At 70.1% G+C, this 14,238-nt stretch carries 9 protein-coding genes; 3 read left to right on the top strand and 6 right to left on the bottom strand.

What is annotated here, in order from left to right; translation table 11 throughout:
• Nucleotides 1–48: 48 nt before the first annotated feature.
• Nucleotides 49–2,706 (bottom strand): tetratricopeptide repeat protein, encoded by a 2,658-nt coding sequence (locus tag SSP29_RS13805; protein ID WP_218036905.1) that lies wholly within the window; start codon nt 2,704–2,706, stop codon nt 49–51.
• Nucleotides 2,707–2,752: 46 nt separating this feature from the next.
• Nucleotides 2,753–5,446: an NB-ARC domain-containing protein gene (locus SSP29_RS13800; protein WP_275539761.1), complete on the bottom strand. Its 2,694-nt coding sequence runs from the start codon at nt 5,444–5,446 to the stop codon at nt 2,753–2,755.
• A gap of 223 nt (nt 5,447–5,669) precedes the next feature.
• Here SSP29_RS13800 and SSP29_RS52500 point away from each other — a divergent pair, with 223 nt between their 5' ends.
• A complete protein-coding gene (locus SSP29_RS52500) occupies nt 5,670–6,878 on the top strand; it encodes a glycosyltransferase family 4 protein (protein ID WP_167449915.1) in 1,209 nt (402 codons plus the stop codon).
• Nucleotides 6,879–6,908: 30 nt separating this feature from the next.
• On the opposite strand, the gene SSP29_RS13785 is transcribed toward SSP29_RS52500, so the two are convergent.
• The 4 genes from SSP29_RS13785 to SSP29_RS13770 form a co-directional block, all read right to left on the bottom strand.
• Complete coding sequence (locus SSP29_RS13785) at nt 6,909–8,942, bottom strand: glycogen debranching N-terminal domain-containing protein (protein WP_145968890.1); 2,034 nt, start codon at nt 8,940–8,942, stop codon at nt 6,909–6,911.
• 184 nt (nt 8,943–9,126) lie between these two features.
• A complete protein-coding gene (locus tag SSP29_RS13780; RefSeq protein ID WP_089100911.1) occupies nt 9,127–9,909 on the bottom strand; it encodes an ABC transporter permease in 783 nt (260 codons plus the stop codon).
• A gap of 180 nt (nt 9,910–10,089) precedes the next feature.
• Nucleotides 10,090–11,013 (bottom strand): ABC transporter ATP-binding protein, encoded by a 924-nt coding sequence (locus SSP29_RS13775; RefSeq protein WP_089100910.1) that lies wholly within the window; start codon nt 11,011–11,013, stop codon nt 10,090–10,092.
• 46 nt (nt 11,014–11,059) lie between these two features.
• On the bottom strand, nt 11,060–11,863 hold the full coding sequence (locus SSP29_RS13770; RefSeq protein ID WP_089100909.1) for an AAC(3) family N-acetyltransferase: 804 nt from the start codon (nt 11,861–11,863) through the stop codon (nt 11,060–11,062).
• Nucleotides 11,864–12,047: 184 nt separating this feature from the next.
• On the opposite strand from SSP29_RS13770, the gene SSP29_RS13765 reads away from it, so the two are divergent.
• Together SSP29_RS13765 and sufB are read left to right on the top strand one after the other, a co-directional pair.
• Nucleotides 12,048–12,782 carry a helix-turn-helix transcriptional regulator gene (locus SSP29_RS13765; RefSeq protein ID WP_089100908.1) on the top strand — a complete coding sequence of 245 codons (735 nt, stop codon included), beginning with the start codon at nt 12,048–12,050 and terminating at the stop codon, nt 12,780–12,782.
• On the top strand, nt 12,779–14,200 hold the full coding sequence (sufB, locus tag SSP29_RS13760) for a Fe-S cluster assembly protein SufB (RefSeq protein ID WP_089100907.1): 1,422 nt from the start codon (nt 12,779–12,781) through the stop codon (nt 14,198–14,200). The genes SSP29_RS13765 and sufB overlap by 4 nt, the downstream gene beginning before the upstream one ends.
• The last annotated feature ends 38 nt before the right edge of the window (nt 14,201–14,238 follow it).

Raw genomic sequence — 14,238 nt, 5'->3', positions numbered from 1 at the left:
GGCTGCTTGTGCATGCGTTCACGAGGGTCGGGGATCGGGATCCCGGTGTCACAGCGACCGGCGGATGCGGGCCGCCTCGCGCCGGAGCCGGCCGGCCTCCTCGTGGTCACCGCGGTCCGAGGCGCAGTCGGACAGGTGCTCGCACACCGCCATCAGCGCGGGGTGGTCGTCACCGAGGGCCGCCCGGAAGATCCCGTTCGCTTCCCGGAGCACACGCTCCGCGGCGCCGCCGTCGCCCTGGGCGCGCAGCACGGGACCGAGCCGGGTCAGGGACTTGGCGCGGTAGTAGTGCCGCTCGCCGTAGAGCCGCAGGTAGATCGCCTCGGCCTGTTCCAGCGTCCGCCTCGCCTCGGCCGTCCGGCCCTGCGCGAGCCGTAAGGAGCCCAGCTTGTTGAGGCACGCCGCGTACCTGTGCTCCTCCGTCTCGCTGCGTTTGCGGTGCAGCTCCACCACCGGGCCGAGGAGCCGCTCGGCCCGGTCCAGCTCGGCGCGGGCCCGGCGGCTCAGGTCGCGGCGGTGCAGGAGGCGAAGGCTGCGGCGTGCCTGCTCCTTGTGGCTCTCGCTGCGCCGACGGAGCACGTCCGACAGGAACTTGGCGATCTGGGCCGTCTCGAAGTCCTCCGGTCCCCGATGGGCGCCAAACACCGTCAGGGCCTCGGTCAGCCTCTCCTCCGCGTGCTCCAGTTGTCCCCTGTCCTGGGCGACGATGCCGAGATCGCGCTGGAGCATGGCGCGGAACACCGTGTAGTCGGGGGGCTCCTGGATGCCTCGGCTGGGTATGCGCCGCTCTGCCCGCTCGTAGTGGCCGGCGGCCTGGGTGAGGTGCCCCGCGTTTCGGTGGATCAGGCCGATCTCCTGTTCGGCGACGGCCCAGTCGAGGCTCTCCTCCCGCCACGCCTGACCCTCGTAGATCTCGACCGCGGTCTGGACCGCCGACAGTGCCTCCGAGAAGCGGTTGCGCTCGCGCATGATGCCTCCCAGCTGCCGCTGGCAGCTGGCCCGTAACCGGAGAAACGCCTCCTCCTCGTGGCCGTCGCAGAGCCGGAGAGCGAGGCGGCACTCCCGCTCGGCGTCGTCCAGACTGGCCAGCAGAAAGTGCTGACGGGCCACGGCGTACCGCGCCGTCGCCCGGCCGAGGAGGTCGCCGTCGTTGCCGATCTCGCGCAGCTCGGCCTCCCGTTCGAAGAAGTCCAGGGCACGCACCCAGTCGCAGCGGTGCTCCTGATAGGCGCCGACGCGGTGCAGCAGCCGGGCCAGCGCCTCGGGGTCCTGGGACGCACCGAGCCCGCCGTCGGCGTCGTCGCCCCAGGCGAGCTTGTCGATGACGGCCTCGACGTGCGGCATCAGCCGTTCGCACACCGGCCTGGACGCCAGCAGGTCCGGAGTCGTGGGGAAGCAGGCCTCCACGAGCCGCACAGCCGCCTGGGACCACTCCAGGCGTTCGGCCAGACTCAGCCCGTCATGGATCAGGGTCTGGACGCGTGGGTGCATGCCGTAGGCGGCGGATCCGTCGCGCCAGTCCCCGCTGCGTGTCAGCAGGGAGTGGTCCACCAGCAGCAGAACCGCGCGGTTGAAGGTGACCGGGTCGGCCATCACCGTCCGCAGCCGGACCGGGAGGACCGACCGGTACTGCATCAGCATGGTCTTCTGCACGTCCTCCGAGGCGAGGAACGTGCACAGCCGCAGCAGATCCACCGCGGCGGGAGAGGTCTCCGAGATGCGGGAGACGGCGAGCCGGACGGTGTCCTCGACCGAGGCTCCGCCGGGCAGGTCGCGCAGGTACTCGACCACGGTCGTCTCCGCCTGGACGATGTAGGCCGCTGCCTGTTCGAGGGCCAGCGGCAGCCAGCCGAGCCGACGGCCGAGCCGGGTGAAGGCCTCCAGGTCCTGCTCCGAGTCCTCTTTCGGCTCGATGCCGAAGCGCCGCCGCAGGAACTCGATGCCCTCGTTCCCCTGGAAGACCCGGAGTTCGACGTGGCTCGCGCGCAGGCCGTCCCACCCCTGGTGCTGCTGAGTGGTGATCAGCACCTCGCCGTCGCCCTCCGACGGCAGCAGGCGGCGCAGCTCGTCCTCGTAGGCGGGCCATCCGTCGTACACGAGCAGCCAGTTGCGCTGGTCGCGCAGCCAGCGCCACAGGTTCATGAGGACGACGTTCTTGCTCTCCTGGTCGTGGATGCCCACGTACTGGGCGAACTCCAGCAACTCCGTGCGCAGCGCGTCGGGCCCGGAGGCGTTGAGCCACCACGTCACCGAGTGCCGGTCCAACTGGTCGCGGGCGTAGGCCACGGCGAGTTCGGACTTGCCTGCGCCGGTTGCCCCGTACAGCACACAGACACGGGGCACGGGCCGCTCGTCCCGTCGGCGTCCGCGGTCCGGGCCGCGCAGCACGCCCACGATGCGCTGGGTCTCGGCGGCGCGGCCGGTGAAGTACGTGCTGAGAACGGGCAGGTTGTGGGGTGGTCCGGGGAGGGCGGCCCGCTCCCTCGCCGTGGGGCTCCCGCCGGGTCCGGACGGATGTCGCATGGAGAAACCGGAAGTGACGGCGAGGAGGACAGCCACCGAGAGGACGGCCCACAGCGCGGGCGTGCCCAAGCGGTCGGCAACGATCACCGGGGCCGTGACCGGGCAGGCCGCTACGGCGTACCGGCCCATCCACGGGTTCCGCTTCCGCGGGCGCCCGCTCGTCGCTGTCGTTTGCTTCTTCAAGACGAACACCTCTGCGGTCGGGGTTCGGCGTGCGCGCGGCCGTCGGTCACCCGTCGGCGCTCCGTGTCACCTCCCGGATGTGAGCGGCGCGCCGACGCAGGCCGGCTGCGGTTTCCTCGTCGTGGGCACAGCGGGCCAGGCGCTCGTACACCGCCACGAGAACCGGATGGTGAGGGCCCAGCTGGGTCACGAAGATGCGCTCGGCCATGACCAGGACCTCTCCGGCATCGCACTCGTCGCCGGTCGCCAGCCTGACCTTGCGGCCTGGGGGACCCGCCACCAGCAGAACCTCGGCCAGCCGCGCGAGAGTCTTGGCCCGGTAGGGGTGGTCCGCTTTGTAGGCACTGACGTAGATGGCCTCCGCCTTGAGGAGGTCCTTCTCCGCCTCTTTCGTCCGGCCCTGGGCCAGACGGAGTGATCCGCGCTTGTTGAGACAGGCCGCGTACTTGTGGTTCTCCGCCTCCCGGCGCTTCCTGTGCTGGTCCACGGCTTGCGACAGCAGCTGGTCCGCCTCCCGCAGTTGCCGGATGGCACTGCGCCGCAGCCGCAGGCGCACGAGCGGCGAGCGGCGTCCTCTGGCCAGCGCGCGGGTGGCTTCGCTGCGTCGCCGCACCACGTCGGCCAGGAACTTCTCGATCTGGGCGGTCTCGAAGTTGTCGCTCGCCGGGTTGGGCGGAAAACGTGAGAGTGCCAGACGGAGATGTTCCTCCGCCGCCTGCAGGTTCCCCCGGTCCTGCTCCAGGATCCCCCTGCAGAAGACGAGTTCGGCACGGAAGAGCGTGTACTCGGACGGTTCTTCGCCGTCATGCGGCGGTATCAGGGTCTCGGCTCTGCCGTAGTGGTCGAGTGCCTGCGAAAGGTGCCCGGCGTTGCGGTGGATCTGCCCGAGCCTCATCTCGATGCGTGCCCGGTCGAGCCCCAGCCACTCAGGGCCCCCTTCCCCGAACAGTCCCACCGCCTCGGTCACGGCCTCCTCGGCCTCGGTGAACTTGACCCGCTCACGCAGGACGTCCGCCTGGAGCAACAGGCACTCGGCGCGCAGCCGCAGCAGTCCCGATCGCTCCTCCTCGGGCATGACCCCCGACAGCGCGGCGCCGCATTCCCCGTCCACCGAGCCGCACTCCTCCTCCGCGGCCTCGAGATCGGCCAGCCGGTACTTCTGGCGTGCCACGTCCAGCAGGGACTGGATGCGTTCACGGTCACCGCCGATCCCGTGCACGCGTATCGAGGCCTCGTGCGCGTAGTAGGAGAGGACATCCCGCTGGTACACCCCGCGGTGTTCCTGGTAGTCCCCTGCCTGGTGCATCAGACGTGCCAGCGCCTCGCGGGCCGGCCTGTCCCCGTGCGGGTCGGTGGCCCATGCGCCGTCCTCCTCCACGGCCCGCCGGATGGCCTGGACATGCGGCATCAGACTCTCCCTGCCGATCTCGCCGTCGGCCTGCTCGGACGGTGCACCGGACGCCTGGGCGAAGGCGGCTTCCACGACCCGCACGATCGTCTGCGCCCACATCACACGCGCCGTCGCGTCCATGCCCTCCTTCACGGACCGCTGGATCTGGAGGTGCATGCTGTAGTGCTCCGCGGCGCCCTGGCCGCTCTTGCCGACGCTGAGCAGCCAGCGATCACGCAGCAGCCGTGTCACCTTGGCGAAACCGTGCTCCTCCGCCAGCAGGTTCCGCAGCGAGGGCGGAACCAGCGGCCGGAACTGCGGATCGCGCAGGAGCCGCCGTGGTATGCCCTCGGGAGCCAGGAACGCACACAGGCGCAGGAGGTCCTCGGCCCTGGGCTCCGCATCGACGACCCGTGCGATGGCGAGGCCGATCGTGGCATCCGCGTCGGCGCCGATGCTCGGGTGTTCCCGCAGCTTGCGCAGGTAGTCCTTCGCGGGCACACCTTCCGTGTCGATGTAGCTGCCGGCCTGGACGAGGGAGAGCGGAAGCCAGCCGAGGGCGCTGCCCAGTTCGTCGAGCACCCGGGTGTCGTCGGCATCGCCGGGGCCGTCGTCCCGGACGTTGATCCGCGCCTGCAGGAGCGCCAGTCCGTCTTCCGGCCCGAGCTGGCGAAGCCCGATCCGCTCCGCTGTTATGTCGTACTGGTCAAGGACGTTGATCACCTGAGTGGTGATCACCACCGCGCCCGGAACGTCCGTGGGCAGGAGAAAGGGACGCATGTCCTCCCGCTCGTTGCGCAGCGGCCCCAGGCTTCTGTCCTGGACGTCGTCGTACACCAGCAGCCAGTCCGGCTCCTCTCTCAGCCGGCTCCACAGCCGGTTGAGGACCACGCTCTTCGACTCGTGCCCGGGGACGTCCAGGAAGTCGGCCAGCTCCAGCAGCTGGCTGGTGAGGAGCCCGTAGGCCGACGCCTTGAGCCACCAGACGAGCGCTCGGGTCTCGTCCCACCGCTTCTTGGCGAAGTGAGCGGCCAGCTCTGTCTTGCCGACACCACCCATGCCGTGGATCACACAGATCCGTAACTCGTTGGGTCTGTCCTCCTGGAGCCTCAATTTGTCTGAAACGAGCCGGAGTTCCTCGTCCCTTCCCACGAACGGCTCCGACCGGACCGGGGCGTTGAGATGGGATGTGCGACGCCCGGTTCTGGGACGATGGACGCTGTAGCCCGATATCGCGGACACCCCGCCCAACACGCCGGCGCTCGCGGCGAGAGACAGGAGGGCTGTGCCATGAGTGGCCTGTGCGATCACGGACAGAAAGGCCGCCCCGGCACCCGTGGCATAGGTCATGGCGATCTTGAGCCGTCGATGCGTGACAACTGACCTGCTGGTGTAGCCAAGTGCCATGGCGCCCCCCGAAACCGCCCGCAGTACTGTCCATTGTCCCCGTTGGCCGTCGGCGCGAACAGAGATGAGCGAAGCGGCCCGGTGCGGAGCGCGCCGGGACGGCGATGAGGTCCCAACACCCGGAGGTGCGGTGGTTCGGCAGCAGACAACCCGAGGGCAGGAAACCGTGGCGCGGGAGGGGATCCACATCGGGCTCCTGCACTGGGCGTTCCCGCCCTGCGTGGGGGGAGTGGAGACCCATCTGTGGTCGTATGCGAGAGCTCTGACGGCCAGAGGCCACCGGGTCACCGTCTTCACCGGGACGACGGGGGCCCGGTCACCGGGCGACGGGATTCGCATCCGGCAGCACCATCTGCTGGATCTGGCGCGACCGCATCGGCAGAGCGGCGCGACCGTCCATGAGATGCGTGACTGGTTCCGTACCGAACTCGCCGTGCCGGGCGACCGTATCCGTCTGGTGCACGGGCACAACCTGCACCAGTTCTCCGCGGTTCCCGCCCGCGCCCTGCGGCTGCTCAAAGACGAACTGGGGCTCGCGCTGCCGCACACCTACCACAATCTCAGACGTCATCCCGAGGACGAACGGATGGCGAGGGAGTGCGCTGTGTGGGACACCCACCACGCGGTGTCGGACTTCCTGGCCGGCGAATGCGCCGACGTGCTCGCGCAGCCCGTCAGCCGTACCTACCTGGGCGTCGACACCAGCGCCTTCATGGACATTCCCGAACTGGAGGAGACCGGCTCCCGGCCCATTGTGCTCCTGCCCGCCCGGCTCGTTCCCAAGAAGGGAGCCGAGCTGGCCATTCGCATGGTGCACGACATCATCGTCCGTGGCCGGAGCCTCTCGCGGCACGGCTCCGCGGTCCGGCCCCGGCTGGTGCTGACCAATCCCTCCACCACCGTGGACTTCCGGCACGAGGCCGAGGGCTTCCGGGCACGGCTGCGCCGGCTGATCCGCGAGTGCGGTCTGGAGGAAGGACCGGGCCGGGACGTGGAGTTCAGGGAAGCCGGCGTCGACGACATGCGCAAGCTGTACGAGGAAGCCGCGGTCGTGGTGTACCCGTCGCGTTTCGCGGAGCCCATGGGTCTCGCTCCGCTGGAGGCGATGTGCGCCGCCCGTCCGGTGGTCGTCATGGCGGTGGGGGGCCTGGGAGAGAGCGGCAGCACTCTGGTCACACCGAGCGCCGGGGAGAGCGAGGAGGCGCTGGCCGCCAGGTTCGCGGACGAGGTGTGGCGGCTGCTCGCCGACCCGTCACTGGCTCGGCGGGCCGGGGCCGCGGGGCGCGCCCATGTGCGGGCGCACTTCGATCTGGGGCACGTCCATGTGGACCCGATGCTCGACGAGTACGAACGCCTCCTCGCCATGCGGGCGTAGCCGGGCACGACACGGGTACGACAGCCGGACTCAGCCGTTCTCCACCCGCCAGCCGTCAGGGAGCACGGAGCATTTGCCCTCTCCGGCGGCGGTGATCTCCACGTCCAGGGTGTGTCCGGCCAGCACCAGCCCCTCCACCAGAAGCGGCGCCGGGTGGGCGGGGGCGACGGTGAGCACACGTCGGGAGGCATCGGGCCGCAGCCCGAGCAGAGCCGTGAGCAGCGCCATTCCCGAAGCCGCCGACCAGCCCTGCGGCCGGCAGGTGGCCGGGTAGGGGAGCGGAGGCGGGGAGAACCGCTCCCGCGTCTCACCCCCGTAGAGCTCCGGCATCCGGTGGTCGAAGTGCGCCGACGCGTCGAGCAGCCCCTCGGCGAGCACCAGCGCTTCGCGGCGATGTCCGGTGGAGCACAGACCGTGTACGGCGATGGCGGTGTCGTGTGTCCACACAGCGCCGCCGTGATAGCTGAACGGATTGAAGCCCGGCATGTCCGCCGACCGGCTGCGCAGTCCCCAGCCCGAACTCAGGCCGGGCGCGGCCAGCCAGGCGGCGACGTCTGCGCATGCGGCGGGGTCGATGATTCCCGTCGACAGGAGGTGCCCCATGTTCGAGGCGGCACCGGTCACGGGCTCGCCCTTCTGTCCCACCGCAACAGCCGGATAGCGGAGAGCGGGCCCCGAGGCGGCCGGGATCCAGAACAGCTCGGCGAAGCGCTTGCGCAGGGCACCGGCCCAGTAGCGCAGCTCGTCGGCGTGGTCGTGACGGCCCCGGTGCTCCAGCAGCCCGGCCAGACCGACTGCGGCCTCGTACGCGTACCCCTGGACCTCGCACACGGCCAGGGGCGGTCCCACATGCCGTCCTTCGGCGTCACGGACCGCGTCAGCGCTGTCCTTCCAGGACTGGTGGCGCAGTCCCCCGGAGCGGGAGTGATAGCGCAGGAGGCGGTCCTCGTCCTGGAGACAGCTCCGTACGACCCAGTCCATCGCGCGCTCCGCGAAGGGAAGCAGCGCGTCGACGTCGGCGTCGGGGAGACCCCAGTGCCAGGCCTCGACGAGCAGAGTGACGAACAGGGGAGTGGCATCGACGGAGCCGTAGTAGCGGGAGGGAAGACGCAGGCCGTGGCCGTGTTCGGTGTCGGCCGGGCGCAGTTCGTGGAGAATGCGGCCGGGGGCTTCCTCGCGGAACAGGTCGTGGGCCGTGCCCTGACGGCGCGCGAGGGCCCACAGGGTGCCGCGGGCCAGATCCGTGCCCAGGGGCAGCATCATGCGCGCCGACCAGATCGAGTCTCGGCCGAACAGTGTCAGGTACCAGGGACAGCCCGCGGCGATGAACTGATCCTCGGGACCGTCGGGTTCGGTGCGCAGCGGGTCGGCGAGCCGCAGGGCGTCCAGGTCCTGGAGCCCGCTGCGGACGAGTTCGACCAGGCGCGCGTCGCCGCGCACGGTCGGCTCGGCCCAGGGAGCAGGAGTACGCGGGGCCACCGGTTGGTCCGACGGCGCTGTTTCCGCGCCACCGGTCACGGTGAGCCGGGCCGTCCAGGACGAGTTCCCGGGCAGGGCCACCGCACCCCAGGTGAGCGTGCCCTCCTCAAGCCCGGCGGACACCTCGGGCGCGGGTGCGGACGCCACGGTGACCTGGGCGTGTTCTCCGCGGGACACCCAGGACAGCGACATCGGGCCGGCCGTGCACGGTACGGCCGGGCCACGGTGCCCGCGTTTGACGTCTGCGACGCTCACGAGGTCCGTGGCGGTCGTCAGCGACACATGCAGCCGGCGCGGCAGCGTACCGGTGTTGCGAATCGTCAGGGACTCTTCTCCGCCGGCCGTCCGCGTTCGTTCGACGATCACCGACGGATCGTCGGTGCCGTCCTGCGTGTACCGGTGAACGGCGGTGAACTTCACCCGGTCCGGACCCAGCGGCTGCACACCCATGGGCTCAGGTTCCCGGCCGTCGACGAGGAGGCGCAGTGTGTGCAGCAACCGCCGGTCGTGGTCGTAGAAGCCGTCGACGCCGGTGCCCGTCAGCTGCCCGTTCCGCGGCGAGGCAGTGAAGGCCGGTGCGGTCACGCAGAGAACCACATCGTGCAGCAGCGGCTGCAGATGTTCTCTTGCGGACGGGTCCAGAGGTTCTTGCACGGGGGGCTCTTCCCCTTCCGTAGCCCTTGCCGAAATGAGACCCCAAGGGTGTCACCAGTGGGCCCGCCGCGGGGGTATTCGGAGACGAAAGTCGATTCGGCGCTGCGTTCCCGCTTTACTCCCAGCGGAAGAACTTCCCGGCCGCCCCCAGCCCCACCACAGCCCACACCGCCAGAATCCCCAGGTCTCCCCAAGGCATCCCCGCCCCGTGCTGCAGCACGTCCCGCAGGCCGTCCGACAGTGCGGAAATCGGGAGCAGGCCGAGAACGGACTGGGCCCCGCCGAACTTGTCCAGCGGGACGATGACCCCGCCGCCCACGAGCAGCAGCAGGAACACCAGGTTGGCGGCGGCCAGAGTCGCCTCCGCCTTGAGGGTGCCCGCCATCAGGAGGCCGAGGCCGGAGAAGGCGGCCGTGCCGAGGACCAGGAGGAGCAGGACCGCGAGGGGGTTGCCGTGCGGGGACCAGCCGAGGGCGAGGGCGATCACCGTCAGGAGGATCACCTGGAGGACCTCCGTGACCAGGACCGACGCGGTCTTGGCCGTCATCAGGGCCCAGCGGGGGAGCGGGGAGGAGGCGAGGCGCTTGAGGACTCCGTAGCGGCGTTCGAAGCCGGTCGCGATGGCCTGGCCGGTGAAGGCCGTCGACATGACGGCGAGGGCCAGGACGCCGGGGGCCAGGAAGTCGACCGACTTGCCGGATCCCGTGTCGACGACGTCCACCGAGCTGAAGAGCACGAGGATGAGCGTCGGGATCACCACCGTCAGCAGCAGCTGCTCGCCGTTGCGGAGCAGCATCCTGGTCTCCAGGGCCGCCTGCGCCGCGATCATGCGGGGGAGCGGGGCGGCACCCGGCCGGGGGGTGAAGGTGCCGGTGCCGGTGTCGGTCGCGGTGGTCATGAGCGCAGCTCCTTGCCTGTGAGTTCCAGGCTGTGCCCTCCCGGGGGATAACCCCCGGACCCCCAGCCGATCCATGTGCGGGCCGGAATCATGAGCGCAGCTCCTTGCCTGTGAGTTCCAGGCTGTGCCTTCCCGGGGGATAACCCCCGGACCCCCAGCCGATCCATGTGCGGGCCGGAATCATGAGCGCAGCTCCTTGCCTGTGAGCTCCAGAAAGACGTCCTCCAGCGTGTGCCGTTCCACCGAGATGCGGTCGGGCATCACGCCGTGCTGGGCGCACCACGAGGTGACCGTCGCCAGCAGCTGCGGGTTGACCTTGCCGATGACCCGGTAGGAGCCCGGGGTCAGCTCGGCGGCCGTGGAGTCGGCCGGCAGCGCCTTGAGGAGCGAGCCGACGTCGAGGCCGGGGCGGCCGGTGAACCGCAGGGTGTTCTCGGCGCCGCCCTTGCACAGCTCCTCGGGGGAGCCCTTGGCGATCACCCGGCCGGCGTCGATGATGGCGACGTCGTCGGCGAGCTGCTCGGCCTCCTCCATGTAGTGCGTGGTGAGGATGACCGAGACGCCGTCGGTGCGCAGGTCCCGGACGAGGTCCCAGGTGGCCCGGCGGGCCTGGGGGTCGAGGCCTGCCGTCGGCTCGTCGAGGAAGACCAGTTCCGGGCGTCCGACCACGGCCATGGCGAGCGCGAGGCGCTGCTGCTGGCCGCCGGAGAGGCGGCGGTACGACGTCCGGCCGCAGCTGCCGAGGCCCAGCCGCTCCATCAGCGCGTCCACGTCCAGCGGATGCGCGTGCAGCTTCGCCACGTGCCGCAGCATCTCGTCGGCTCGGGCGCCCGAGTAGACGCCCCCGGACTGGAGCATCACGCCGACTCTGGGGCGCAGCTCGGCGGACTGCCGTACCGGATCGAGGCCCAGGACGCGCACCGCGCCGGAATCCGGCCTGCGGTACCCCTCACAGGTCTCGATCGTGGTCGTCTTGCCCGCCCCGTTGGGGCCGAGTACGGCGGTCACGCCCGCCTCGGCGGTCAGATCGAGGCCGTTCACAGCGGTCTTGGTGCCGTACCGCTTCACCAGGTCCCGCACCTGGACCACCGGCTCACTTCGCATGGTGACAGAGTCTAGGTTCGGCTGCCGTCACCCGGACGGCCGGGTGCTAGATCTCCTCCTCACGGGGTCGGTGTACGGCCAGCCACCGCTCGGCGTAGGCCACGGCTTCCGCCACCGGGAAGAGCCGGGCCTCGGCCGCGCCGACCGGGCCGCGGACCACCACCGGGCGGTCGCGTTCGAAGTCGTAGCCCAGTTCGTCGAAGCGGTCGGAGGTGATCGCCACCTCGGTGACCTCCTCCCAGCCGCCGCCGGGAGCCGGGCGGCCGACCCGGACGCGGGGGGAGGGGATCCGGTACTCGGCGAGATGGAAGCTGGTGCAGGTGGCGTAGCCGGTGCCGAGCATGAGCACGCGCGCGTGCAGCTTCTCCAGCCGGGCCAGCGGGCTGCGCTCGCCGAGCCGGCAGTCGGGGTCGTGGCCGTCGAGGATCTCCGCCGCGCGGGGGCCGACGGCCGCGAAGGAGGTCTGCGGGTGGGCGCTGCGCAGGGCACCGGGCCAGGTCCGCACGGTCTCCGGGATCACGCCGACCCCGCGGGTGGGGGTGGTCCGGGGGTCGTAGGGCGGCATGGTGGCCCGGATCGTCTCCCACCATTCCTCGGGCACCGGCGGGTTCTGCCAGACCGCGGGGTCCGAGAGGTCGCCGGTCTGGGTGGGGACCACCAGGGTGCCGTCCGGACCGAGGGCGTCCAGGAGGGCCTGGACGACGGCCACGGCTCCGCCGTTCACCCAGCCGAGGGAGCTGAGCGAGGTGTGTGCGAGGAGGGTCTCGCCGGTCTTGACACCCAGCAGGCGGAGCTCGTCCGCGAGGGCGTCCCGGGTGACAAGAGGGCCGGTGGGGGGCGGTGTGGGCATGGTTCCGGAGTGTTCCGGAGGGGGCCGCGGAACGCCACCCAATGGGCCGAGGGATGATCGATCAAAGATCGTTTCCGCAGGTCAGGGCGGGTGGCAGGTTAGGTATGCCTAAGTGATGCAGGGCACCGTCCCGTCGCCCGGACGCCGCTTGCCTGGTCCTGAGGAATTACGCAACAATGGCGTTGTGAAAAACGTCGGCGAGGCTCGGGAGACCCCCACGGGGACCCGGCAGGAGGAGCTAGCGACCGGTGAGCGCTCGACGCGCAACCGGGTCGCGCGGTCGATCCTGGACCACGGCCCGTCGACCGTCACCGAGCTGGCCGGACGCCTGGGCCTGACCCCCGCGGCCGTACGCCGGCATCTGGACGCCCTGGTCGCCGACGACGTCGTGGAGGCGCGCGAGCAGCGGGTGTACGGCGCGCGGACGCGCGGCCGGCCCGCCAAGGTCTTCGTCCTCACCGACTGCGGCCGGGACGCCTTCGACCAGTCCTACGACAAGCTCGCCGCCGACGCGCTGCGCTGGATCGCCGAGCAGGGAGGCGGCCAGGAGGCGGTCGCCGCCTTCGCGCGGGCCCGGATCACGGCCCAGGCGAGTGCCTACCGCAAGGCGATCGAGAGCGTGAGCCCCGACGAGCGCACCGAAGCGCTGGCCAAGGCCCTGAGCCTGGACGGGTACGCTGCAACGGCGCGCACCGCACCGGTCGGCGAGCAGCTGTGCCAGCACCACTGCCCGGTCGCCCATGTCGCGGAGCAGTTCCCCCAGCTGTGCGAGGCGGAGACGGAGATCTTCGCCGAGCTGCTCGGAACGCACGTCCAGCGACTGGCGACCATCGCGCACGGCGACGGCGTCTGCACGACGTTCATCCCCAAGATTTCCACTGACGCATCTGCTAGCACGGCCGGGAGGAACCCCGCATGACTCTCCCCACGGAGACTGCCCACCCTGAGCTCGAAGGCCTGGGCAAGTACGAATACGGCTGGGCCGACTCCGACACGGCCGGCGCCTCCGCCAAGCGTGGCATCAACGAGGACGTCGTCCGGGACATCTCCGCGAAGAAGTCCGAGCCGGAGTGGATGACCAAGCTCCGTCTCAAGGGCCTGCGCCTCTTCGAGAAGAAGCCCATGCCGAACTGGGGCTCGGACCTCTCCGGCATCGACTTCGACAACATCAAGTACTTCGTGCGCTCCACGGAGAAGCAGGCGGAGTCCTGGGAGGACCTGCCCGAGGACATCAAGAACACCTACGACAAGCTGGGCATCCCGGAGGCCGAGAAGCAGCGCCTGGTCGCCGGTGTCGCCGCCCAGTACGAGTCGGAGGTCGTCTACCACCAGATCCGCGAGGACCTGGAGGAGCAGGGCGTCATCTTCCTCGACACCGACACCGCGCTGAAGGAGCACCCGGACCTCTTCAAGGAGTACTTCGGCACCGTCATCCCGGTCGGTGACAACAAGTTCGCGTCGCTGAACAGCGCGGTGTGGTCCGGCGGTTCCTTCATCTACGTGCCGAAGGGCGTGCAGGTCGAGATCCCGCTCCAGGCCTACTTCCGTATCAACACGGAGAACATGGGCCAGTTCGAGCGGACCCTGATCATCGTCGACGAGGGTGCCTACGTGCACTACGTCGAGGGCTGTACGGCCCCGATCTACAAGTCGGACTCGCTGCACTCCGCGGTCGTCGAGATCATCGTCAAGAAGAACGCCCGCTGCCGCTACACGACCATCCAGAACTGGTCGAACAACGTCTACAACCTGGTCACCAAGCGCGCCGTCGCCTACGAGGGCGCCACCATGGAGTGGATCGACGGCAACATCGGCTCCAAGGTGACGATGAAGTACCCGGCCGTCTACCTGATGGGCGAGCACGCCAAGGGCGAGACCCTCTCCATCGCCTTCGCGGGCGAGGGCCAGCACCAGGACGCCGGCTCCAAGATGGTCCACATGGCGCCGAACACGTCGTCCAACATCGTGTCGAAGTCCGTGGCGCGTGGCGGTGGCCGCACCTCGTACCGCGGTCTGGTCGAGATCGGTGAGGGCGCCCACGGCTCCAAGTCGAACGTGCTGTGCGACGCGCTGCTCGTCGACACGATCTCCCGTTCCGACACGTACCCCTACGTGGACGTCCGCGAGGACGACGTGTCCATGGGCCACGAGGCGACCGTCTCCAAGGTCAGCGACGACCAGCTCTTCTACCTGATGAGCCGCGGCATGACCGAGTTCGAGGCGATGGCGATGATCGTGCGCGGCTTCGTCGAGCCGATCGCGAAGGAGCTGCCCATGGAGTACGCCCTCGAACTCAACCGGCTGATCGAGCTCCAGATGGAAGGCGCGGTCGGCTAAGCGACCGCCGTCACCGTCAAGCCACTCACGTAAGAAAG

The organism is Streptomyces hyaluromycini, assembly GCF_002217755.1.
In the GTDB taxonomy this organism is placed as follows: domain Bacteria; phylum Actinomycetota; class Actinomycetes; order Streptomycetales; family Streptomycetaceae; genus Streptomyces; species Streptomyces hyaluromycini.
This window is presented reverse-complemented; position numbering and strand designations above follow the sequence as displayed.

Coding starts and splice junctions, on each gene's coding strand:
- SSP29_RS13800 (WP_275539761.1), bottom strand. CDS start 5,446: ATGACCTATGCCACGGGTGCCGGGGCGGCCTTTCTGTCCGTGATCGCA.
- SSP29_RS13780 (WP_089100911.1), bottom strand. CDS start 9,909: ATGACCACCGCGACCGACACCGGCACCGGCACCTTCACCCCCCGGCCG.
- SSP29_RS13775 (WP_089100910.1), bottom strand. CDS start 11,013: ATGCGAAGTGAGCCGGTGGTCCAGGTGCGGGACCTGGTGAAGCGGTAC.
- SSP29_RS13770 (WP_089100909.1), bottom strand. CDS start 11,863: ATGCCCACACCGCCCCCCACCGGCCCTCTTGTCACCCGGGACGCCCTC.
- sufB (WP_089100907.1), top strand. CDS start 12,779: ATGACTCTCCCCACGGAGACTGCCCACCCTGAGCTCGAAGGCCTGGGC.